Origin of the sequence: Gemmobacter sp. LW-1, from assembly GCF_001303875.1 — a bacterium.
GTDB lineage: Bacteria > Pseudomonadota > Alphaproteobacteria > Rhodobacterales > Rhodobacteraceae > Gemmobacter > Gemmobacter caeni.
In genome coordinates this window covers 42,943-62,107 of the sequence record NZ_LJSC01000045.1, presented here as the reverse complement: position 1 = coordinate 62,107, position 19,165 = coordinate 42,943, and the positions used below count along the sequence as shown (strand labels likewise).

Genomic DNA, 19,165 nt, shown 5'->3' with positions numbered 1-19,165 from the left:
ACCAAACGCTTCGCACGGCGTTTGGTTCCAAAGAATCCGCATGAATGTCTCTATGACATGAGGCTGTCCTGAAGGCATGATGAACAGATGAACAACGCACCCCGCAAATCCAGTCTGCAACAGCAGATCGACGAGAACCTGAAGCGTGTTTACGAAGAGACGCTGAAAGAAGAGGTTCCGGACCGTTTCGTGCAGTTGCTTGAGCAGCTCAAGGCAAAGGAGCGCGAAAAATGAACAGCGCCACCGGAGCGAGCGATCCGCGGGAAGAGATATTGATCCATCTTCCTGCGTTGCGGGCGTTTGCGATCTCTTTGACGCGCAACCCCTCGCAGGCCGACGATCTGGTGCAGGACACCATCGTGAAAGCCTGGTCGAACATCGACAAGTTCGCTGTCGGGACCGATCTGCGGGCCTGGCTGTTCACTATCCTTCGCAACACCTTCTTCTCGGACCGGCGCAAGAAAAAGCGCGAGGTGGCAGACCCCGACGGTCTGCATGCGCAAACCCTGTTCGACAAGCCGCATCACGACGGGCGGCTGGCTTTCGCGGATTTCACTCGGGCGTTCTACGAACTTTCGGACGAACATCGCGAGGTGCTGATCCTTGTCGGGGCGAATGGCTATTCCTGCGAGGAAGCGGCTGAAATGATGGGCGTCGCTGTCGGCACCGTGAAAAGCCGCACAAGCCGTGCGCGCAACCGTCTGGCGCAGCTTCTGGGGATGGAGCCGGGCGAGGATGTGCTGGCGGGTGACAGCGGCGCTACGCTTGCGGTTCTCAGCCGATCGGGCACGCAGGCGGCATGATGCACATACAGGGGCTGGTGCGCCGGCGTCTTGCGATCCTGTCGCGGCTGGGCTTCCGCTTGATGGTGATGTTCGGCATCGTACTGATGCCTCTCGCCATCCTGAGCTATGTACAGATCCGCCAGTACCAGCGCGAGGCCGCAGCGCGAACCGAGGCCGCCGTCATGGGGCAGACCATGCAGGCGGCGGTGCCGACGGTGGAGCGGATCATGCGGGGCCAGGGCGCGGTTGCCGGTCTGGCCGTTGCCCTGCCGACGATGCTGAAAGATCCGGCGGACTGCCGGGCCGTCATGCAGCGCTTTCTGGAGCTTGAGGAGAACCGTATCTACACCTTCGCGGGGTTCATCGACCTCAATCTTCAGGTGAGTTGTTCGCCACAGGGCGATCGCGACATGAGCTTCCGGCAGGATCTGCGCGATGCGATGAAGCTGGACAAGCCGACCATGCGGCTGCGGACCCATGGCTCGATCAGCAATACCAGCGTGCTGGTGTTCCTGCATCCCGTGCATGATGCCGACAACAAGGTGATCGGGCTTGCCGCCCTGTCGCTGCCGCATCAGGTGGTGCGGTATGAGTCGCTGGGCGAGCGGGCCTTCAGTGCCGGTTCCGAGCCCAACGCCCTGATGACGTTCGACGCCGATGGCGAGATTCTGACCTCCAGCCTGTCGCTGGATCAGGCCAAAACCATGCTGCCGGTCTCTGTTCCGCTGTCGGATCTGGCTGACGGCCTGCCGCACAGCTTTTCCGGCAGCGCGATGTCGGGGCGGCAAAGCGTGTTTGCGGTTGTTCCTATCGCCGAAGGCAGTCTATTCCTTCTCGGCAACTGGCCGGTGACCGTGACCGATGCGATGATCGTTGAAACCTCGATTCCGATTGTGGTGTTCCCCGCGCTGATGTGGCTGGCCAGCCTTCTGGTGGCGCAACTTGCCGCCGAGCATCAGGTGCTGCGCCATATCCGCACCCTGCGCGATTCCATCGTAGCTTTCGCCGACGGCAACCGCCGCCTGCCGGAGCTTGATCTGCACGGTGCCCCCAGCGAGTTGCGCCGGGTGGGTATCGCGGTCGAGCGCATGATGGAAAGCGTGGTGCATGATGAGGCCGAACTGGAGGACATGGTTCACCAGAAGGAGGTCCTGCTGCGCGAGGTGCATCACCGGGTGAAGAACAACCTTCAGCTGATCGCCTCGATCATCAACATGCAGATCCGCAAGGCCCGCAGCGCCGAAAGCAAGGGATTGCTGCGCGGTTTGCAGGACAGGGTGATGAGCCTCGCGACCATTCACCGTGAATTGTATCAGACCAGCGGGCTGACGGATATTCGCGCCGATGAACTGCTGCAAAGCATCGTGACGCAGATCATGAAAATGGCAGGCCGGCCGGGCGAGCCGCTGAAGGTCACGACGAATTTCGCCGATATCCGTCTGACCCCGGATCAGGCCGTTCCCCTGTCGCTGCTTGTGACCGAGGCGTTGACCAATGCGCTGAAATACGCTTCCGCCCCCTCGGGGCAACGGCCCGAACTGCGTGTGGCCCTGCGTCGTGATGCCGACTCGCGTGCGGAGGTCGAGATCGTCAACAGCGTCGCACCCGAGGCCCTGCGCGCGCCGCCGTCACCGGACAGCGCCGCGGAAAGCACGGGGCTGGGCGAAGCCCTGCTGTCCGCCTTTGCCGCCCAGCTTGGTACGCGGGTGGAGGTTGAGCATGGCGAGACGGAGTTTGCCCTGCGCTTTGCCTTTGCCCCGAATGCGCTTGCCGAAGCGGAAGAACGTGCAGTGGTCTGAAAAGCGGCTGACCGGGGGCCTTGCGGTTGCCCGGTCAGTTGCTGCCGAGCTGCCGCAACGAGATGCGCGCCTGTTCAACCTCGGCCCGCAGGCTGCGCAGAAGCGGGGCCAGTTCCGGTTCGATCCGAACTTCCGCCAGCGCGATGTCGAAAAGCCGCAACAACTCGGTTTCGCGGGCCACCAGTTGTGCCGCATTCGAAGGTGCGGCGGCAGCCTTGCGGCGGCGCGGGCGATCATTGCGACTAAGACGGCTGCGCAGGGTCATCGCCGCACGACGGCGGCGCACGAGAACACTGTATAGCAGCGGCGTGGGTGAGCGTGCCTGCATTTCCTCCATCTCATCGAGGCTTGTTTCAAACTCGATCAGCAAGGCTACAAGGGCACGTCTTAAAGGCATGGTAATCCCGTTCTGGTCGTTCAGGCCGGTTCTGAAGCAGAGAATGTCATCATGAAAACCTCAACGCGGCAGGTCGGTTCCATACAAGCGAACGGGTTGTGACAAAAGTGTCAAGAAACTTGTGACTTTTGGGGACTAAACGGGCACTTCCTGCGGTGATGCGCCGTGATGGAACCGGATTGCCCCTCTCGCGTTGATCTGTCGGAAGCGCCGAAAGGCGGAAACCGGACACACAGGAGAAGATCATGCTTGGTTGGGCACTTACCTTTCTGATTGTTGCATTGATCGCCGCGGCGCTGGGTTTTGGCGGCATCGCGGGCGCATCGGCCGGGATCGCCAAGATCCTTTTCATCGTCTTCATCATCCTCTTCGTCGTGGCGATGATCGCCCGTGCGCTGCGGGGTCGCCCGCCGGTCTGAGGACGGGCCAGCTGCGCTGAGGGGCATGTTTGAACCTTCGACAAGACCAGGGGCCGCATGATGTCATGCGGCCCCTGGTCATTTTGAAAAACAGGTCATTCCGGAAACGGGCGGCTGAGCGAGGCAGAGCCGCGTAAGCCAAAGCGCCAAGGTCTTTCCTTCGCCCGACTGATACCAATGCGCGGACCTGCCACCACCTCACCGGGCGGATTCTCGGGAAGGATGGAGAATTCCGGGTGATCGAACGGCTTGCCATTCAGTGCGGGGCCAATCCCCAGGGCCCGACCCAGGCGCCCCGGCCCCGCTGCCAGCCGGGCATCCGGCACGTCGCCACGTCTCTGCCGCATCTCCTCCAGCCCGTCCTGCGGTTCGATGGCGCGCAACAACACGGCAGTCCCCTCCATACAGACCACATTCAGGCACCAGTGAATGCCGTAGCTGCGGTAGACATAGGCATGTCCCGCAGGCCCGAACATCGCCGCATTGCGCGGTGTCCGGCCCCTGAAACTGTGCGAAGCCGGATCATCGTGTGTATAGGCCTCGGTCTCGCAGATCATGCCCCGACACCTCCCGATGATCAGACGGCAGCCGATCAGCCGTCGCGCCACTTCTGGCGCTGGGAGTGCAAAATCACCGGGACGGAAGGTCATGGCGTTTGCCGAGAAAGGCCTGACACTCCAGATCGAAGGCCAGGGCATAGCCGGGATGATCATGTCCGGCCCGCAATGCGCAATGCGCCGCGATGCGCCAATGCAGAAGCGGTGCGAGCCGGTCGTAGCGGGCAAGCACACCGGCATCCGCATATCCTTCGCGAAAGGCGGCCACTTCCGCAGTGGACAGGGGATACCCGCGGTAAAGATGCTGCATGCCCGGTGAAAGGAACAAGGCAACATCGTCAACCGGGTCGCCCAGGGCCGGGCATTGCCAGTCGATCAAAAGGGCGTTTCCGCCCCGCACGAGGATGTTCCCGGCCACAGGGTCGCCATGCAGCAGGCGGGCCGGGGCTGGTTCTGTTACGGCCACTTCCGGCAGGGGCGGCAGGTTTCGTAGTCGTGGCCATTGGCGCAGTTCCGCCAGCAGCGCCACACTGCCCGAAGCTGTTCGGCGCAGGGAAAGCTGCGGGGCCGGGGTTGCATGGAGCCGTGCCAGCAGAGCACCTACCCCGGCCGCACCGCTTTGCCATGTCTGCCCCACGGCAAAGCGGTATGCCAGCCAGTCAGCGCCACCTGCGACCGGCGTCGGGGCGAGGCCCGTCCCGCGCAACGCCTCCAGCATCGCATATTCGATGGTGGCGTCGTTCGGAAACAGCGGAGAGGCCGCCGCTGGGCGGTGCTGTTTGACCACCAGAGCGCCGACACGCCAGACCCGGTTGACCCGCCCGCCTTCCAGAGGATGCCATTTCTGCCCGACCAAAGCCGGTAGCACCGCGCAGATATGCGCGGCCTCGGGTGGGGCAACAGGGGCCGAAGCAGGCAGGACGTTCATGGCGCGCGAAGCTAGGGCGCAATCGCCTGGCAGGCAAGACGGTGTCATTCACGCAGGGCCGTCACCGCACTGACCGGAATTTCGGCGCCTCCGGCCATCATCAGCATCAACCCCTCAGTGCCCCCCCTAACCTCGAGAATGCGGCCATAAACCTCGACCGGAGAGGGCTCGAGCCGGGTTTCGCCCTGATAGTTTTCAAGTGAGACATCATATGTCCCGTCCGGAAGTGGCGCACCTTCCACATCAACCGGCGTCCAGTCCAGTTCGGTCGTGTCGGGCGCCAGATCGACGCGGTTCACCACGGTGCCATCCGCATCCGTGACAACCAGAACCACACGATCCGCGCCACGCGCGGGATTCGGTGCGAGCGATACCGCCGCCCCTGCCGCTACCTGCATCGGCATTTCGGCACGGGCTTCATGGCCCACCCACCCTGACATTTGCGCCATACCCAGCAGTCCGAACTGGGCCTGCATGGTTTCGAGCAACTGGTTGGTCCTGGTCTGCTGTTCCACACCCGAGAAGGTGGCGAGTTGTACCGCATAATCCCCGCTGTCGATCGGGTTCAGCGGGTCCTGATTTTTCATCTGTGTGGTCAGCATCTTCAGGAAAGTATCGAAATCTGAACTGAGGCTGCTGCCGGACGGAACGCTCCGCGCGGAGGTTCCGGTACCGGTTTGGGTAATCTCCATGTTCCGTCCTTTCACAATCTGAGGTCGAGACCCTTGCCGGGGGACCGGCGCAAGGCTGGTGGCGCGGAAGATTCCGGTTCCGAAACAACCGGATGGGAAACGCCCGGTTGATTCGCCGGGTGATCTGACCGGGCGTTGGGCTGGTCCTGGGTCCAATGGCCGAACTGCATTTCGGCCTGTCGAAAACCGGCCGCCCTGAACTCGGCCAACAGCTGTTCGCCGTTGCGGCGCAAAAGCTCCAGAGTGTCTGGTTGTTCCGCCCGGATTTGCGCCAGGATGCGGTCGCCCTCACTGTGCAATGTCAGTTTCAAACGACCCAGCTCTTCGGGTGCCAGCGACAACATGATCCCCTTCCCTCCGCCCGCGTCGTCCAGTTCTGTCTGTGGCGATATGGCCCCATCCGGTGAAGCCAGTGCGGGCGACAGATGGGGCAGAGCAAGCTGTCGGTGCGGGCGTGGTGGGGAGTCCGGCAGTATCACATCCCGGGCATCGGAGTGGGTGCGATCCGGTAAGGAAGGGATGCGCAAAATATCCGGTTCTGCGGCGGGTTCTTGCTGGTTCTGATGCGCGGTCCCATCCTTCTTGGCCAGTTCATCCGGCGCAACACTGTCGAACAAAGTATTGGCCTGTTGGGTCAGGCCATCCGCAGGAGGAGCGCTTCCTTCCAACTTTTCCGGTACTTCTCTCAGCGTCAGGCGAAGCTGAGGAAGATTTTCTTTCAGGGAAATCAGGTGCTTGAGAAGGAGAGGTAAAGCCTGTGGTACATCTTTTGACGGTGTCTTCAAAGGCAGGCACGGTTTGACGGGCTGCGCCGAACCTGCTTCCGAAGCGGCATCCTGAAGCGAACGTGTGGCCACCTGCTGCGGCTCGGGCAGATCGGGCGGCAGATGGCGCGGGATCGCTTGACCCGTGCGCGCCTCAGCATCAGCTCTCACAAGCAGCGGCGGGGAAGCATCATCAGGCAGACTGGCAGACGGAGCTGGCTTCGCCACATGAGGCAGATTTTCGTGGGGACTCCGTTTGAGAGCGCCCGAAGCAGGGGGTGTTTCAAAGGGGCTATCCTCTGTGGCTTCTTCTGCGGCGGTGGGGTCCGTCGCATCGACAGGCTCAGGCCCTGCGGGCTGGCTCGTATGAACAAAGTCCACGTAAGCCATGGGTGGCAGGTTTGATATTTCCTCCGTCATCTGAACGTCGAAATCCGGTGCTTCAGAAGAGGCTCCGACTCGGCGCTGCGCATAAGCAGGGGTCGAATCATCATGCGATTCTGAGCCCGTGACCTCTGGCTTTGCTGCGGTGGCGTCGGGAAGGTGCGATTCCGGACGAAGTTGTGCAACCGGAGGCGGGCCGTCGGGGCAGACCGGCCCGGCTGTGACAGTCGCTTCTGCGGCTGCCACGGGCTGCCGCTCTTTATTTGTCTGCCTGTTCAAGACCTCCAGAAGCGATGCAAAGGCAATCTCTGCCCCCTCGGCGTCGCGGGGGTAGCCCATTCGCAGGGGCACAACTCCGGGCAAGGAAAGGGGAGGAATCACCGGGGCCTCACGTTTTCGATCTATCTCCGGTTATTGCCGCAACGAGTTACCGGATGTTTACCGGCAGGCCGCAGCCTTGGGGAAAATCCAACACAAGGAGAAGCGGATGACAGATCTCACGATCCGGGCCGGTGTCGTGCGGCCCGGAGTTGCCCCTGAAGCACGATTGCAGGCACGCGCGGCTGATCTCGAATCGGCTTTTCTTTCAGAAATGTTGGGCTTTTCGGGCCTTCTTGCCACCGAATCGGCATTTGGTGGCGGGGCGGGTGAGGCGCAGTTTGCCTCGTTCCTGCGAGACGAATACGCGCGCAAACTTGTTGCCCGCGGCGGGCTCGGGCTCGGGCAGGCTTTTGTAGATGCCATGCGGCGGGGGGTGGACAATGGCGAATGATGTGGCTTCCGATGTGCGACTGCGGCTGGAGGCGATCCGCCAGGCCCTGATTTCGGGAGACATCCTGTCGCTTGTCGAAGAGGAGGGGCAACTGCGGCAGGCATTGCAGGCTGCTGTGGGGCAGATCGCCCCTGCGGAGCGTGCAGAATTGCGCCGCCTCGCACACGAGAACGAAGCCCTGCTGCGGGCAACCCGACAGGGCATCCGCAGCGCCCTGCGGCGCATGGCCGAGATTCGTGACGCCAGGGTGGCCTTTGGCACCTATGACAGTGGCGGGCGCCGGAAGGTAATCCCGCATCGGCCCCCGGAGACGGACCGATCCTTCTGAACTGCATCAAATGCCGGATATTGCAGCCCTCATGGACGGCCGGATTTAGCAAAGTGTTAGAGATTGGCGGGCATCAATCCAAGGGCATCCCGAAAGCGGATGGCACGGCAAGGCGCAAGCGGCCGTAGGGCGCAGAAGGCCGATCCCGCCGCCAGACGGCACTATGCCCGGCGCAAAGCGCCGGCTCAGGAAAGGAAAAGACATGTCGTCCATTCTGACCAATACCAGCGCAATGGTTGCTCTTCAGACCCTGAAGGGCATCAACAGCAACCTCAATCAGGTGCAATCGGAAATCTCGACCGGGAAATCGGTTTCCACCGCCCGCGACAATGCGGCCGTCTGGGCGATTTCGAAGGTGATGGAATCCGATGTCGAGGGCTTCAAGGGCATCAGCGACAGCCTGGCGCTTGGCTCTTCCACCGTGGCTGTGGCGCGGGAAGCCGCTGAAACCGTGACGGATCTGCTGACCCAGATGAAAGGCAAGATCGTCGCGGCCCAGGAAGACAATGTTGACCGCACGAAAATCCAGACCGATATCGTTGCGTTGCGCGATCAGATCGCCTCGGTCGTCGGGGCGGCCCAGTTCAACGGCCTGAATCTTGTTGACGGGTCGCAGTCGACGGTCGATGTTCTGGCCTCGCTGGATCGTTCGGGCAGCGGCGTCAGCGCCTCCAGCATCACCGTCACTGCGCAAAATCTGTCTGCGGGCAACTATACGGCGAAGAACGTCTTTGGTACTTCAGACGGCGTTTCCGCGAATGGTGATACCGCCGGGTTCCAGCTCGACAACGGCACCGGCACCGGCATGATCGAAATCGACGATTCCGGCGCGGCTTTCGCCGCAGGCGACAGTGTTTCTGTCACCATCGGCGGGAAGACCGCCACCTATACGGTGACGGCTGACGATGTCGGCGCGACGACGCCGTCTGATATGGTTGCGGTCGGTCTGAAGAATGCCATCGATAGTCTGGGGGTCAGCGGTCTGACGGTGGATTATGACAGCGGCTCTCCCGGTCAGCTTGCGTTCACCAATGCCGGAACCAATGATCTGACGGTCAGCGCACAGTTCAAGAATGCTGGCTCGGGCGGGCTGTCGGCGCTGTCGTCGATTGACGTGTCGACCGCAGGCGGCGCGGCTGCGGCGCTGGGCAATATCGAAGGGATGATCCAGACATCGATCAATGCGGCGGCTGATTTCGGTTCTGTGCAGAAACGGATCGACATTCAGGCGGGCTTCGTCGGCAGCCTGACGGATTCTCTGAAGACCGGGATCGGCAGCATGGTGGATGCGGATATGGAGGAGGCGTCGGCACGGCTTCAGGCCCTGCAGGTGCAGCAGCAGCTGGGCGTGCAGGCGCTGTCCATCGCCAATCAGTCGCCGCAGAGCATCCTGTCGCTGTTCCGCTGACGACAGGGGCGGCGCGGAAAACCGCGCCGCCGCTTCCTGACATTACCCCGCACCGCCGAAAGGACACCCCGTGACCGTCAGCCAGCTTGCACGGGTTGCTTATGGCAGCCCACATACGCCCGTTCGTTCGGATCGCCAGAACGAATACGACCTCTTCGCACGCATTACGCGCGCGCTTTCAGATGCGGTGACGCGCCGCGAAACTGATTTTCCGGCCTTTGCGGCGGCATTGCATGACAATCTGGTGCTGTGGCGCACCTTGGCCGCCGATGTGTCGGAGGAAGGGAATGCCTTGCCGCCGGCGTTGCGGGCGCGCCTGTTCTATCTTTACGAATTCACGGCGTCCCATAGCCGCAAAGTATTGGCCGGGGAAGCAAGCGTTACCGTGCTGCTGGATATCAATACATCGGTCATGCGCGGGCTGCGTGGAGAAAGGGCCGCCACATGACGGGTCTTGTGCTGAAGCTGGGCCCGCATGAACGGGTTCTCATCAACGGGGCGGTGATTGAGAACGGGGATCGTCGGTCCCGCCTTTCGATCATGACGCCCAACGCAAACATTTTGCGGCTGCGGGATGCGATTCATCCTGAAGAGGTGACGACGCCGGTGCGCCGGGTCTGCTACATCGCGCAACTGGTGCTTTCCGGAGATGCCGATGCGGCAGAAGCCCGTCTGCAATTGCTTCGGGGTATCGAGCAATTGAGCCAGGTGCTGACAGACCCCGACAGTCGGCTGCACCTTGCCGCTGCGACGGATGCGGTTGTGGATGGTCAATATTATCATGTGCTCCGGGCGCTGCGGCATCTTCTGCCACGGGAAGAGCGGCTGTTTGCCGCGCGGACGACATGACCTTCGCCCCGATCATACCGCTTTCTGGCTATGCGGGGTGGAGCTTTCTGCAAAGAACGCTGGACAAGCAGAAGGCCGCCTTCAATGCAGATGCAGCTTTGCAGCGGGACCAAGCCTACTTTCGCAGCCGGATCGGCGACATTCATACCGCAGAGCAGCTTGTCGCGGACCATCGCCTACTGAAAGTGGCTCTGGGTGCTTTCGGTCTCGAGGCTGATATCGGCAGCAAATTCTTTATCCAGAAGGTCTTGACCGACGGGACGCTTAACTCCGGCGCCTTGTCCAACAAATTGGCGAATAAACAATACAAGGCCATGTCCAAGGCCTTTGGTTTCGGCGATTTCAACACGCCCCGCACACAGCTTTCAAATTTTGCCGATGAAATTCTGGCAGGGTATCGGGACAATCGCTTTGAGGCCGCAGTCGGTGAGGTTGACGCGGATATGAGGGTCGCGCTATACGCACAGCACGCCCTGCCGGAAATAGCACAAGGGTCATTGAGCGAAGATGCGAAATGGTTCAGCATCATGGGATCGGCGCCGCTCCGGAGGATTTTTGAAACTGCGTTCGGCTTGCCCTCGAGTTTCGGGGCGCTTGATATTGACCAGCAGCTTGGTATCCTGAAATCAAGATCAAGACGAATGTTCGGGGCCGGTGGAGTGGCCCAGTTCGCGACCGCCGAAAGTCAGGACAAACTCCTCCGACAATATCTCCTCAGGGCAGCTTTGTTGCGCTAGGATCCAGACCCATTGATTTCAGGCCTTTTGCGGGCTCTGTTGCACAAATCTGGTGAGGGACGGAGTTCCCTTATTCTTGGATAGACCTCCTGCGACCTCTGTGATGGGCGTGCCGAGAGCCGGGAAACCGTTCAGGACAGCGCCAAGGACCAGGAACTCTGCAACCCGACGGTCGAAGTCCTGAGCGGAGAGGCGCTACCCCAGCAACTTGCTTCAGTGCATCTTGGTCTCCGCCCGGCCTCGTCGATCATATCCGCGGTGGCTATTGTCGAAACAGGATTGTTGTATCGACCCATGTGTGGATGCCCGTTTGAGGCCAAGGCTGCTTTGGCGGCCGGGATTAGTGATCGGTGCGGTCATGTGTCAGGCCTGTCTCGCGGCGCTTTTATATGACAGCTGGCCGGTATGGTGATACGCGGATTGGCTGCTCATCAGTGAGTCGGGCGCATGGTAAGCTTCTTGGGTGGCTGGTGATCATTCACTCACCAGCATGACACAGCCGATGCCGCCGGAGGGCATCCACACCATCAGTGAAACCCTGTTCATGCTACAAGGGAGAAGGTAGCAATGAGTGTGACCATGGACGACAGCATCAAGCGCTGGACGGCGAAGCGTAAAACCACGCTGGTGATTGAGATCATGCAGAGCAAGATCACGGTGGCGGAGGCCAGCCGGTCCTTCGACCTGCCGCCCTCCGAGATTGAAGGTTGGGTTGATGACGCGAAGCGGGGGATGGAGAATTCCCTGCGGGCGAAACCGCTCGACCTCCGCGAGTAATACGGGAAGCAGCGGAAGGATCTTCAGGAGGCCTATGGCGAGGCCATGCTGGAGTAGCGCGCCCGAAAAAATTCTAGGCTCTGCTGGATGCGCAGGACGACAAATGATCCAGAGCATCCATCAAGGCCATGATCGAGCATCGCTGCGGATCAGAAAACAGTCCGGGGGACTGTTTTCCCGCCAAGACCGTCCTTCGGCTACGGGACGGTGGCCTAGCTTCTGGGGTTCAATAAAAACACAGTGCAGCGTGTCTTTCAGCTCAGGGGCTGGCCCCCTCTCGGCAGCATGCTGCGCATGCGCTTGCCGGGCAATGGGTCTGTAAGCGGATAATTGGCATAGGCACCCGCATCGAGGCCGTCTCGTCCGTGGCCCAGGCCCCGAACGAACGCTGGCCGACCGACATGTGCCGGGTCTGGGCGGGGCGAGATGGCAGGGCCACGCTGGCCCTGGCCATCGACTGCCACACCCGCGATCTGTTGGGCTGGCATTTGTCGCGATCCGGCAAGGTCACGACCGCAGCCAGCGCGTTGGAGCATGCCCTGATCACCTGGTTCGGCACCTTGGGCTGGGTCACGCAGGAGTTCCTGCTGAGGTCGGGCAACGGGGTCGTTTTACCAGTCGCAAGGTCACGGCACTGGTCCGCAGCTACGGGTTGAAGCAGGAGTTCATCACACCCCACTGCCTGCAACAGACGGATGTAATTGAATAGCCCCTTTCTGAGGTCGAGTGGTTCTTCAGCTTGGGGCGCCACCTCCTGCACGCAATACGCGCCATCGGTGACTGGATCTGTTTCTACAACAGCCGTCCTCATCAGGCGCTTGCCATGCGCACGCCGGCCGAAGCATTCAGATTAGCGGCTTAACCTGAGCAGATTCAGATGGGTCGATACAGATCTTCCGGGTTCATTGTAGGATTAAGTGTCAAACCTCCCACGCTCCGCCCAGCATGGCTGACCCAAAACAACCTCAACAGTGCCGTCCGGAAAATTACGCCCCAACTCTCAAAGGCACCAAAAATCACTTGTCTCTCAGGAGACTGGAAAATATACGTCCAGTCGGAGACGTGGCCGAGTGGTCGAAGGCACACCCCTGCTAAGGGTGCAGGCGGGAAACCGTCTCGAGGGTTCGAATCCCTTCGTCTCCGCCATTACCCATTGAAAACATTGGAAAAGTCAGGGATTTTTCTGGCTTACCCTCCAAAGAACCCGCCATCCCAAAAACGCTTGGAAGCTACGCCTTGCGACAGCTTGCGCGCGAAGCGGCCCCAAAAAACTGTCTCAGTTTCTTCCGAGTGAGAATTTGACGGATGGCGCCGGTTCCCTCCGCAGCCTGCCAGAGATTGAACCACCCCCTCCCCGGACAGGGCGCCGATGCCAGACCATGAAACGACAAAGCCCCGCGCTGGGCGGGGCATTGGGTTTCGGATCGGTGCGCGGATAGCCTTCTAGGGTGTAACGCCCAGCACCCGGCGCCCCTCCGCCCAGAGTTCGGGCAGGTTAGGCAGGTTCGCGTGGCCTTCATTGCAATAGGCCAGAACCTTGGCGGCGAAGTCGCGGGTGTCAACGGCGGGCGCGCGCAATATGGAATCTTCCAGATCCGTTTGCCGGTCTAGCATGACCTCCCACCCCTCGGCATCGGCCTGCGCTGCGGCGTCCAGCTTCGACGCCGCGTCAACCCATTGGCGAAAGAGTTGCATGACAGGGGTTTCGGCGACTTGCACGGCCCCGCCCTCATTCGCCTCGCGGATTGCCCGCCATTCGGCTTCATGCGCGTCCTGTGCTGCCTGTATTTCGTCCAACAACAGGTCAAGCAGCACCATAAGGCCATTCGCCTTCGGTTCCGGGTTGTTCAAGCCCGGAAAATCTTCGGCTTGGGCATAGAGAATATGGGCAAGACCAAGGGCGCGGCTGATACGCCGATCTGTGGCGTTCATCGCGGCGTGAACAGCAACCGGGCTTTGTTCCTTTTGGGTCGTCATGGGCAATATCTCCATTGGTCAGAGGGAAGTTTTAGGCCGCGCGCAGTTCGGCGGCGGCAAGTTCGGCTTTCAAGGCGGCAAGGGTCTGCCAGTCGGCGCCGCGAATGCTGTCCTTGCACTCGAAGGCCCAGATCTCGGCCCGGACAACTTCCACCGGGCGGGCATTGGCTGCGGGGGCAATCGCGGCGGCGCGGGCCGCAGCCCGGCGCTTCATCTCCCGCCATGCCTGTGCCAACGATACCTTGAAGAAGGCGCGCAGCCGGGAAGCCGGGGCGCGGACGCTCCACAGGTCTTGCTTGGCCCAGGTCCATGCGAGGCGGAACAGTGCGGCGCGGTCAATGGCCATGGCTAGCCCCTCGGGTTGATATAAATTATACTATCCATGGGCCGATCTATGATCAATATAAATTATATCAGGTTTGCACATGACAGGGGAACAGATCAGGGCTGCGCGCGCGCTCTTGAAATGGTCGGCGCGGGAATTGGCAGATGCCAGCGGGATCGGCTGGGCGACAATCCAGAGGCTTGAAAGCAAAAACGGCCCGCTTGCCGGTTACGGCCAGACGCATGAAGCCATCCGCAAGGCCCTCGAAGCCCAAGGCGTCCAGTTCCTCGAAGCCGGGCAGGTTGCCGCCGGGCCGGGGGCCGCGCTGGGCGGCAAGGAATGACGGGCAGCCCCCGGATTTTTTCGGGAGAGGGGAACAGCCCGCCCCCCGGTTCGCAGATCGGGGTGCCGCCGTTTTACCTCGGGCGTTTAGTTTAGGCTTCGTCGCAGGTTTAGCGGCTGCGGCGCCGGGCGCTTCGCTGCCCCGCATAGCGAAAGGCCGGGGGAGGAAACTACCCGCGCAGGGCCAGCCGCCCGTCCTGTTCTTCGTCTATCGGCGCCTATTTTATGTCACCAATCGCGCGCCTGCGCGCGCGTGAATTGCGCTTTTCACGTCCAAGGGTTCAGCCTGTTCCCGTGAAAGCGCGGCGCCGGGCCTCGCGTCACGACCACCGATAAATCGGTGCGACCTCGCGTTGTGGCTTCACCTGAATCGGTGTGGCTGCCTCGCGTGATGATGTCAGATAAATCGGTGCGGCGCGGCGTCCGGTCCAAAAAACTGTGTTAGCAAACGCCCTGCATGAAGCCCCCCGGTCCCCTTCCTTGCCGGTCCAGACTTTTACCCACCCCCACCCCCTCGGGCTTGCCGGGCGCGCTTGGCGCGTTTCTTGCAGCCCGGCGAACAGAACACCGCATCGGCGCGGCGCCAGAGCGGCACCGGGTCGCCGCAATGTGGGCAGATCCAGCCATTACGCTGCAAGCGCCGCAGCACCGCCACCGCGCGGGCTATCCGATGCCGCCGGTTGCCCGCGAAGGGGCCAGAGTTGGGCGACACATCCGAGTGCACCATCGGGGCGCCTTCCGGGGTTTCGTCATAGGACAGGGCGAAGGGATCGGGTTGCGGCATCACTTGATTTCCGAGGGGCCAAAGCGGGGTCAAATGCATGTAATGGCACGGGCGGCGAAAGCTGACTTGCGGGTCATGCGATGCCGAAACTGCGGCCTCGGACCTCGCCCATAGCGGCGGGTGCGGCCATGTCGTGCCGCCTTGGCAATGTGGGCAGCCGCCGGGGGCCACCCATGCGCGGCAGATGCCGCAGAACAGGCGCCCATCGGGGCCGTGGCGTTCCCATGCCGACAGGCGGCGCTATTCGTCCAGACTGACAATCCGGCCTGTCCAAGTGCGGGGGCTGCCCTCGAAGGAATGGCCATGGCGGAAGGTGTCGCCCTCATCCCGTGAAGGTGCCGGGGCGCGGGGCGGCGGGGTGAAGGGCAGCACCGTGGCGGGCACCGGGATTTCGGCGGGCTGCGACTGCGACAGCCGCGACACTTGCGACACTGGGGGCATTTCCGGGCTGTTTGTCGCGGGTGTCGCAGGTGTCGCAACGGAGGCCGCCAGAATTTCGGCCAGAGCGGCTTGCACGTCAAACAGCATGGGCGGGCCTCACGATGCGATAGGCTTCCTTGCGCTGGGCGCCCCTCACCTCGGCCCCTTCTGTCAACGACGTGCCCGAGATCCGCGAGATCTTCGACCGCTTCCAGCTGACCGGCGTGACCACCAGCTACACCATCAGCCGCACCGGCAACGACCAAGCGGGGGCGCGAGCCGAGCTGCTGGTGTCGAATTTCCCGGTCACGGTGTAGCGGGGCCGCAGCAATGAAGTGCTGCAAATCGCCCGAAAAGAGCAATGCGGCCAGTGGCAACAGGCTGGCCCGCAGGCTGGTGGTCGCCGCGCCGCCGGTCTTCACGGCAGTCTCGGTTTTGCTGGTCCGGCTTGTCGGCACGGCGGGCCACCTCGTCCGAGATATCCTGTGCGATATCCGCCAGACCATCGGCCAGCGTCTGTATGGCAGTGCCGCGCGCCTCGGCCTCGGCCGCAATGCCATCCGCCACCCCGGCAATCTGGTCTCCCAGCGCCTGCACCGCATTGCCCCGCGCCTGCGCTTCGTCGCCGTTCAGCGCGACCAGCTGTTCCACCTGCTGCAGCAGGATCTGCATCGCCGCCGTCTGGGCATCGATCCCCTCTGCCGTTTCGACGCCCCTGATCAGGTCAACCGCAGGCCCTTGTGCCGCCGCCGATTGCACCGCAGGGGCAAGGGCCAGCGTCGCGGCAATGTTGCTATAAAGGTCGCGCATGTTCATCCCCCTCAGGAAGCGGCGATTTTCAGCTTGCGGAACTTCGCAGGCTGGATAACGCGCCCGCCCGTGCGGCGGGTCGCATGAATGCGGGTGATGCCTTCGGTCGCCCGGATGTAGGGGTTGACCAGAACCGACAGCGACACGCGGTCAACGATCCGGTAGCCCGACCAGTCCCCGAAGATGATCGGGAAGGCTCCGCCCGCCACATCGGGCATGTCGGGAAGCTCGATCACCGGGCGCCCGAGGATGGTTTCCGGCTGGCCCGCCTGATAGGACGGTTGCCACAGGAACCGCCCGCCCCCATCCTTCAGCAGGCGCAGAAGGCCCAAGGTGGTGCCGTTCATCGCCCAGGTGCCCGCGTTGCGATACATGGCGGGAAGCGCATACATCAGCGTCACCAGCGCGTCGGCAGTGATCTGGGTTGCGTGGCCGCTGACGGTTTCGGCAATGCCCGCCTTGGTCATCACGCCCTCGGGCTGCCCGTCGCCCGAACCCTTCACGAAGGCCAGCCCTTCCTTGGCCCCGAAATCCTCGGTCAGGGCCAGCCGCACCTCAGCTTCGGCCTGCGAAGCATCGGCCAGCAGCGTGTTCGAAATGTCCACATAGGTGGTCAGTTCGTTCACCACGACTTCGGCCTGACCGAAGCCCGGCGCTGACTCTTCCTGCGCCTGCGTCTCGCCCTTCCACTTGGCATTCGTGATGCCGGTGCGGGTCGTCACGCTGGTGCCAGAGTCGGTGGGGTATGATCGGGGTATTCAAGACCCCTTAAACGCCACTTCAGCAGCAACCGGCATGCTGCAACGTTCTAAGTAAAACACTGCAAATTTGCGTGTCAGCTATGACCTACAATGAACCCGGAAGATCCCAACTGACCCCGGAAGACCTCGGGCAAGTCAAGAAAAACAGGGGGTTGCAGTGATCGCAGGCCGGTTTCAACGCTGCGGCGCGCTGTCATGCAGTAAGTCGTGAAAAGGCCCTTCAAGGGGCGTTGAAGGCCAATTGAAGGCGTGGCGGGCGTTATGTGCCAGAAGGCCGAAAGCCCAAGAAAACAAGGCGGAATCGGGGATATGCGCCGAGAGACCGCCATCGGGCGACAGTTCCGAACATGGAAATCAGGTGCCAAGTTTGCTTCTGCTGTTCCATGTTTGGGTATGATAATGAAATTTATACATATTTCCTTTGACAGCGCTGCTGTGAAAGGCCGCTGAACATGGAACAGATTTTGACTTCCTGCTCCCTTGCAGCGTGCGACAGAGGCTGTAGGTTCGGGGCCGATCAAAGTGAAGCGTTAACGCATATCGCTTGGCAGGAACGGCCCCAGAGCTGCCGGTCGACGTGTCAGAGTGTAGTATCAGTGCGTTCCCGAAAGCTCCCGTTCGACTGGCGTCGCAGCAAAGCTTAGGCCATAATGGCGGCTACGCAGGACTTTGCTGCCGTTAATCGCTACAGCAAGCCAGAGGTGGGCCGGCTGTCCGGCCTGAACCCTGTGCAATAATATTGCCTGTGCCATGTCACAAAAGCCTAGGCCGTCTCGTCTTCTCGGTGTCAGATCAACCTGGAGATAGACGATGACACCTCGCATGACCGACCATTTCAAACGCATTGGCAGCGCCTTCAACGGCCTTGTCACCTTCGAGACCGAGCTGCGCAAGGGCCCGCTGGACCATGTGCTTCTGCATCTGGTCAAACTGCGCGCCAGCCAGATCAACGGCTGCGCCTTCTGCATCCAGATGCATGTCTCCGACGCGCTGAAAGATGGCGAAAGCCATCTGCGGCTGCATATGGTGGCAGGCTGGCGCGACAGCACGCTGTTCACGCCGCGCGAACGGGCGGCGCTGGCCTGGACGGAAAAGCTGACCACAGTTGCCGCGGCGCATCCCACGGATGCAGATTGGGAGGCGGTCTCGGCGGTATTCAATGCGGATGAGCTGGCCTTCCTGACCTTTGCCATCAGCGGCATCAACCTGTGGAACCGGACCCAAATTGCCTTTAGCGTGGCGCATGGGCTGGATCTGCCCGCCGAACGCCCCCATGCGGCCTGATCCCGTTGATATCTTTCAGGCGCAGCGGCCTCGGCTGCTGCGTCTGGCCTACCGGATGCTGGGCAGCCATGCCGAGGCCGAGGACATGGTGCAGGAGGCCTGGCTGCGCTGGCAGAATGGCGATCATGGTCAGGTCGCAGAACCGGCGGCCTGGCTGACGCGGGTCGTGTCGCGCCTTTGCCTCGACCAGATGAAATCGGCCCGCGCGCGGCGCGAGACCTATCCCGGCACCTGGCTGCCCGAGCCGCTGATCGAAGAACCCGACGATGCGCTGCGCCCTGACAACCTGACACTGTCGCTGATGGTGGCGCTGGAGCGCTTGTCGCCGCTGGAGCGTGCGGCCTTCCTGTTGCACGATGTTTTCGGTCAACCGCTGGATGAGGTGGCCCGTACCATTGACCGTGCCCCCGCCGCCACGCGGCAGCTGGCGGCCCGGGCGCGGGCGCATGTGCAGATCGACCGCCCACGCTATACCGTGCCGCGCGACACCGGGACGGCCTTGGCCCGGGCCTTCTTTGACGCCTGCAAGACCGGCGATGCGGCAGCACTTGGCACCATGCTGGCCGAAGGCGCCACGCTGCATGCCGATGGTGGTGGCAAGGTGAATGCAGTTCTGAACGTGATCCGGGGCGAGGCCGCGATCACCCGCATGTTCGCGGCCCTGTCGCGCAAATTCGGTGCGGAAATGGAACTGCTGAGCACAACCACGATTGACGGATTGCCGGGCTTCATCTCCCGCATTGCCGGCTCTCTGCAAACCACGGCGCTGGACATCACGGACGGCCGTATCAACCGGATCTACATCACCCGTAACCCGGACAAGCTGACCGGGGTGCTGCCGCATTGATTGTGATCGACGCATATCG

26 protein-coding genes, 1 tRNA gene and 1 pseudogene are annotated in these 19,165 nt (G+C 62.0%); 16 read left to right on the top strand and 12 right to left on the bottom strand.

The window, feature by feature from the left end; all coding sequences use genetic code 11:
* Positions 1-87: 87 nt before the first annotated feature.
* Genes AO684_RS21600 through AO684_RS12760 form a run of 3 tightly spaced genes read left to right on the top strand, consistent with a single transcriptional unit; the run spans position 88 to position 2,584 of the window.
* Positions 88-234: a NepR family anti-sigma factor gene (locus tag AO684_RS21600; RefSeq protein WP_108129863.1), complete on the top strand. Its 147-nt coding sequence runs from the start codon at positions 88-90 to the stop codon at positions 232-234.
* Positions 231-803, top strand: coding sequence for an RNA polymerase sigma factor (locus AO684_RS12765; RefSeq protein ID WP_054303128.1), 573 nt, complete (start codon positions 231-233; stop codon positions 801-803). Before AO684_RS21600 ends, AO684_RS12765 begins: the two co-directional genes overlap by 4 nt.
* Positions 800-2,584, top strand: a complete 1,785-nt coding sequence (locus tag AO684_RS12760) for a sensor histidine kinase (RefSeq protein ID WP_082400961.1) — start codon at positions 800-802, stop codon at positions 2,582-2,584. Before AO684_RS12765 ends, AO684_RS12760 begins: the two co-directional genes overlap by 4 nt.
* Positions 2,585-2,618: 34 nt before the next feature.
* On the opposite strand, the gene AO684_RS12755 is transcribed toward AO684_RS12760, so the two are convergent.
* A complete protein-coding gene (locus AO684_RS12755; protein ID WP_152968418.1) occupies positions 2,619-2,981 on the bottom strand; it encodes a hypothetical protein in 363 nt (120 codons plus the stop codon).
* 245 nt (positions 2,982-3,226) lie between these two features.
* On the opposite strand from AO684_RS12755, the gene AO684_RS21330 reads away from it, so the two are divergent.
* Positions 3,227-3,400: a DUF1328 domain-containing protein gene (locus AO684_RS21330; protein ID WP_082400959.1), complete on the top strand. Its 174-nt coding sequence runs from the start codon at positions 3,227-3,229 to the stop codon at positions 3,398-3,400.
* A gap of 95 nt (positions 3,401-3,495) precedes the next feature.
* On the opposite strand, the gene AO684_RS12750 is transcribed toward AO684_RS21330, so the two are convergent.
* From AO684_RS12750 to AO684_RS21325, 4 genes are read right to left on the bottom strand one after another with little or no spacing between them, the layout of a single operon-like run.
* Positions 3,496-4,050: a DNA-3-methyladenine glycosylase gene (locus AO684_RS12750; protein ID WP_054303125.1), complete on the bottom strand. Its 555-nt coding sequence runs from the start codon at positions 4,048-4,050 to the stop codon at positions 3,496-3,498.
* Entirely contained in the window at positions 4,031-4,885 is an 855-nt protein-coding gene (locus AO684_RS12745; protein ID WP_054303124.1) for a phosphotransferase family protein, read from the bottom strand. The genes AO684_RS12750 and AO684_RS12745 overlap by 20 nt, the downstream gene beginning before the upstream one ends.
* 44 nt (positions 4,886-4,929) lie before the next feature.
* Positions 4,930-5,577, bottom strand: coding sequence for a flagellar hook capping FlgD N-terminal domain-containing protein (locus tag AO684_RS12740; protein ID WP_054303123.1), 648 nt, complete (start codon positions 5,575-5,577; stop codon positions 4,930-4,932).
* Positions 5,578-5,588: 11 nt separating this feature from the next.
* A complete protein-coding gene (locus tag AO684_RS21325) occupies positions 5,589-7,064 on the bottom strand; it encodes a flagellar hook-length control protein FliK (RefSeq protein WP_082400955.1) in 1,476 nt (491 codons plus the stop codon).
* A gap of 118 nt (positions 7,065-7,182) precedes the next feature.
* Here AO684_RS21325 and AO684_RS12725 point away from each other — a divergent pair, with 118 nt between their 5' ends.
* The 6 genes from AO684_RS12725 (at position 7,183) to AO684_RS12700 (ending at position 10,819) form a co-directional block, all read left to right on the top strand.
* Positions 7,183-7,497, top strand: a complete 315-nt coding sequence (locus AO684_RS12725) for a rod-binding protein (RefSeq protein ID WP_229825564.1) — start codon at positions 7,183-7,185, stop codon at positions 7,495-7,497.
* Positions 7,487-7,825 (top strand): hypothetical protein, encoded by a 339-nt coding sequence (locus AO684_RS12720; protein ID WP_054303119.1) that lies wholly within the window; start codon positions 7,487-7,489, stop codon positions 7,823-7,825. Before AO684_RS12725 ends, AO684_RS12720 begins: the two co-directional genes overlap by 11 nt.
* Before the next feature lie 202 nt (positions 7,826-8,027).
* Positions 8,028-9,233: a flagellin gene (locus AO684_RS12715; RefSeq protein ID WP_054303118.1), complete on the top strand. Its 1,206-nt coding sequence runs from the start codon at positions 8,028-8,030 to the stop codon at positions 9,231-9,233.
* A 70-nt stretch (positions 9,234-9,303) separates the two neighbouring features.
* A complete protein-coding gene (gene flaF / locus AO684_RS12710) occupies positions 9,304-9,681 on the top strand; it encodes a flagellar biosynthesis regulator FlaF (RefSeq protein WP_054303117.1) in 378 nt (125 codons plus the stop codon).
* Positions 9,678-10,082: a flagellar biosynthesis repressor FlbT gene (flbT, locus tag AO684_RS12705; protein WP_054303116.1), complete on the top strand. Its 405-nt coding sequence runs from the start codon at positions 9,678-9,680 to the stop codon at positions 10,080-10,082. The genes flaF and flbT overlap by 4 nt, the downstream gene beginning before the upstream one ends.
* Positions 10,079-10,819, top strand: a complete 741-nt coding sequence (locus tag AO684_RS12700; protein WP_054303115.1) for a DUF1217 domain-containing protein — start codon at positions 10,079-10,081, stop codon at positions 10,817-10,819. Before flbT ends, AO684_RS12700 begins: the two co-directional genes overlap by 4 nt.
* 87 nt (positions 10,820-10,906) lie before the next feature.
* Here the strand turns inward: AO684_RS12700 and AO684_RS21320 are convergent.
* Positions 10,907-11,074 (bottom strand): annotated as a pseudogene (locus tag AO684_RS21320) (IS5/IS1182 family transposase); the annotation flags it as partial.
* Positions 11,075-11,386: 312 nt separating this feature from the next.
* On the opposite strand from AO684_RS21320, the gene AO684_RS12695 reads away from it, so the two are divergent.
* Together AO684_RS12695 and AO684_RS12685 are read left to right on the top strand one after the other, a co-directional pair.
* A complete protein-coding gene (locus AO684_RS12695) occupies positions 11,387-11,596 on the top strand; it encodes a DUF1153 domain-containing protein (protein WP_235451283.1) in 210 nt (69 codons plus the stop codon).
* Positions 11,597-12,652: 1,056 nt separating this feature from the next.
* Positions 12,653-12,742: transfer RNA gene (locus AO684_RS12685), tRNA-Ser, on the top strand.
* Positions 12,743-13,039: 297 nt separating this feature from the next.
* On the opposite strand, the gene AO684_RS12680 is transcribed toward AO684_RS12685, so the two are convergent.
* Positions 13,040-13,573, bottom strand: coding sequence for a hypothetical protein (locus AO684_RS12680; RefSeq protein WP_152968417.1), 534 nt, complete (start codon positions 13,571-13,573; stop codon positions 13,040-13,042).
* A gap of 31 nt (positions 13,574-13,604) precedes the next feature.
* Positions 13,605-13,919 (bottom strand): hypothetical protein, encoded by a 315-nt coding sequence (locus tag AO684_RS12675; protein WP_054303112.1) that lies wholly within the window; start codon positions 13,917-13,919, stop codon positions 13,605-13,607.
* 79 nt (positions 13,920-13,998) lie between these two features.
* Here AO684_RS12675 and AO684_RS12670 point away from each other — a divergent pair, with 79 nt between their 5' ends.
* Positions 13,999-14,241 (top strand): helix-turn-helix transcriptional regulator, encoded by a 243-nt coding sequence (locus AO684_RS12670; RefSeq protein WP_199750757.1) that lies wholly within the window; start codon positions 13,999-14,001, stop codon positions 14,239-14,241.
* 495 nt (positions 14,242-14,736) lie between these two features.
* Here AO684_RS12670 and AO684_RS12665 read toward each other — a convergent pair whose 3' ends face one another.
* Positions 14,737-15,024, bottom strand: coding sequence for a hypothetical protein (locus AO684_RS12665; protein ID WP_152968416.1), 288 nt, complete (start codon positions 15,022-15,024; stop codon positions 14,737-14,739).
* A gap of 240 nt (positions 15,025-15,264) precedes the next feature.
* Positions 15,265-15,552 carry a hypothetical protein gene (locus AO684_RS12660; protein WP_054303109.1) on the bottom strand — a complete coding sequence of 96 codons (288 nt, stop codon included), beginning with the start codon at positions 15,550-15,552 and terminating at the stop codon, positions 15,265-15,267.
* 29 nt (positions 15,553-15,581) lie between these two features.
* Between AO684_RS12660 and AO684_RS12655 the strand changes: the two genes are divergently transcribed.
* A complete protein-coding gene (locus AO684_RS12655) occupies positions 15,582-15,761 on the top strand; it encodes a hypothetical protein (protein ID WP_054303108.1) in 180 nt (59 codons plus the stop codon).
* Here AO684_RS12655 and AO684_RS22030 read toward each other — a convergent pair.
* Together AO684_RS22030 and AO684_RS12645 are read right to left on the bottom strand one after the other, a co-directional pair.
* Positions 15,751-16,254: a hypothetical protein gene (locus tag AO684_RS22030; protein ID WP_152968415.1), complete on the bottom strand. Its 504-nt coding sequence runs from the start codon at positions 16,252-16,254 to the stop codon at positions 15,751-15,753. The genes AO684_RS12655 and AO684_RS22030 overlap by 11 nt on opposite strands.
* Positions 16,255-16,265: 11 nt before the next feature.
* Positions 16,266-16,976, bottom strand: a complete 711-nt coding sequence (locus AO684_RS12645) for a phage major capsid protein (RefSeq protein WP_235451282.1) — start codon at positions 16,974-16,976, stop codon at positions 16,266-16,268.
* Between the two features lie 861 nt (positions 16,977-17,837).
* Here AO684_RS12645 and AO684_RS12640 point away from each other — a divergent pair.
* Together AO684_RS12640 and AO684_RS12635 are read left to right on the top strand one after the other, a co-directional pair.
* The gene (locus tag AO684_RS12640; protein WP_229825801.1) at positions 17,838-18,299 is read left to right on the top strand and encodes a carboxymuconolactone decarboxylase family protein; all 462 of its coding nucleotides are present in this window, start codon (positions 17,838-17,840) and stop codon (positions 18,297-18,299) included.
* Positions 18,289-19,146, top strand: coding sequence for a sigma-70 family RNA polymerase sigma factor (locus tag AO684_RS12635; RefSeq protein ID WP_054303159.1), 858 nt, complete (start codon positions 18,289-18,291; stop codon positions 19,144-19,146). Before AO684_RS12640 ends, AO684_RS12635 begins: the two co-directional genes overlap by 11 nt.
* The last annotated feature ends 19 nt before the right edge of the window (positions 19,147-19,165 follow it).

Coding starts and splice junctions, on each gene's coding strand:
- AO684_RS21600 (WP_108129863.1), top strand. CDS start 88: ATGAACAACGCACCCCGCAAATCCAGTCTGCAACAGCAGATCGACGAG.
- AO684_RS12765 (WP_054303128.1), top strand. CDS start 231: ATGAACAGCGCCACCGGAGCGAGCGATCCGCGGGAAGAGATATTGATC.
- AO684_RS12760 (WP_082400961.1), top strand. CDS start 800: ATGATGCACATACAGGGGCTGGTGCGCCGGCGTCTTGCGATCCTGTCG.
- AO684_RS12755 (WP_152968418.1), bottom strand. CDS start 2,981: ATGCCTTTAAGACGTGCCCTTGTAGCCTTGCTGATCGAGTTTGAAACA.
- AO684_RS21330 (WP_082400959.1), top strand. CDS start 3,227: ATGCTTGGTTGGGCACTTACCTTTCTGATTGTTGCATTGATCGCCGCG.
- AO684_RS12750 (WP_054303125.1), bottom strand. CDS start 4,050: ATGACCTTCCGTCCCGGTGATTTTGCACTCCCAGCGCCAGAAGTGGCG.
- AO684_RS12745 (WP_054303124.1), bottom strand. CDS start 4,885: ATGAACGTCCTGCCTGCTTCGGCCCCTGTTGCCCCACCCGAGGCCGCG.
- AO684_RS12740 (WP_054303123.1), bottom strand. CDS start 5,577: ATGGAGATTACCCAAACCGGTACCGGAACCTCCGCGCGGAGCGTTCCG.
- AO684_RS21325 (WP_082400955.1), bottom strand. CDS start 7,064: ATGGGCTACCCCCGCGACGCCGAGGGGGCAGAGATTGCCTTTGCATCG.
- AO684_RS12720 (WP_054303119.1), top strand. CDS start 7,487: ATGGCGAATGATGTGGCTTCCGATGTGCGACTGCGGCTGGAGGCGATC.
- AO684_RS12715 (WP_054303118.1), top strand. CDS start 8,028: ATGTCGTCCATTCTGACCAATACCAGCGCAATGGTTGCTCTTCAGACC.
- flbT (WP_054303116.1), top strand. CDS start 9,678: ATGACGGGTCTTGTGCTGAAGCTGGGCCCGCATGAACGGGTTCTCATC.
- AO684_RS12700 (WP_054303115.1), top strand. CDS start 10,079: ATGACCTTCGCCCCGATCATACCGCTTTCTGGCTATGCGGGGTGGAGC.
- AO684_RS12695 (WP_235451283.1), top strand. CDS start 11,387: ATGAGTGTGACCATGGACGACAGCATCAAGCGCTGGACGGCGAAGCGT.
- AO684_RS12680 (WP_152968417.1), bottom strand. CDS start 13,573: ATGACGACCCAAAAGGAACAAAGCCCGGTTGCTGTTCACGCCGCGATG.
- AO684_RS12675 (WP_054303112.1), bottom strand. CDS start 13,919: ATGGCCATTGACCGCGCCGCACTGTTCCGCCTCGCATGGACCTGGGCC.
- AO684_RS12670 (WP_199750757.1), top strand. CDS start 13,999: ATGACAGGGGAACAGATCAGGGCTGCGCGCGCGCTCTTGAAATGGTCG.
- AO684_RS12665 (WP_152968416.1), bottom strand. CDS start 15,024: ATGCCGCAACCCGATCCCTTCGCCCTGTCCTATGACGAAACCCCGGAA.
- AO684_RS12660 (WP_054303109.1), bottom strand. CDS start 15,552: ATGCTGTTTGACGTGCAAGCCGCTCTGGCCGAAATTCTGGCGGCCTCC.
- AO684_RS22030 (WP_152968415.1), bottom strand. CDS start 16,254: ATGCGCGACCTTTATAGCAACATTGCCGCGACGCTGGCCCTTGCCCCT.
- AO684_RS12640 (WP_229825801.1), top strand. CDS start 17,838: ATGACCGACCATTTCAAACGCATTGGCAGCGCCTTCAACGGCCTTGTC.
- AO684_RS12635 (WP_054303159.1), top strand. CDS start 18,289: ATGCGGCCTGATCCCGTTGATATCTTTCAGGCGCAGCGGCCTCGGCTG.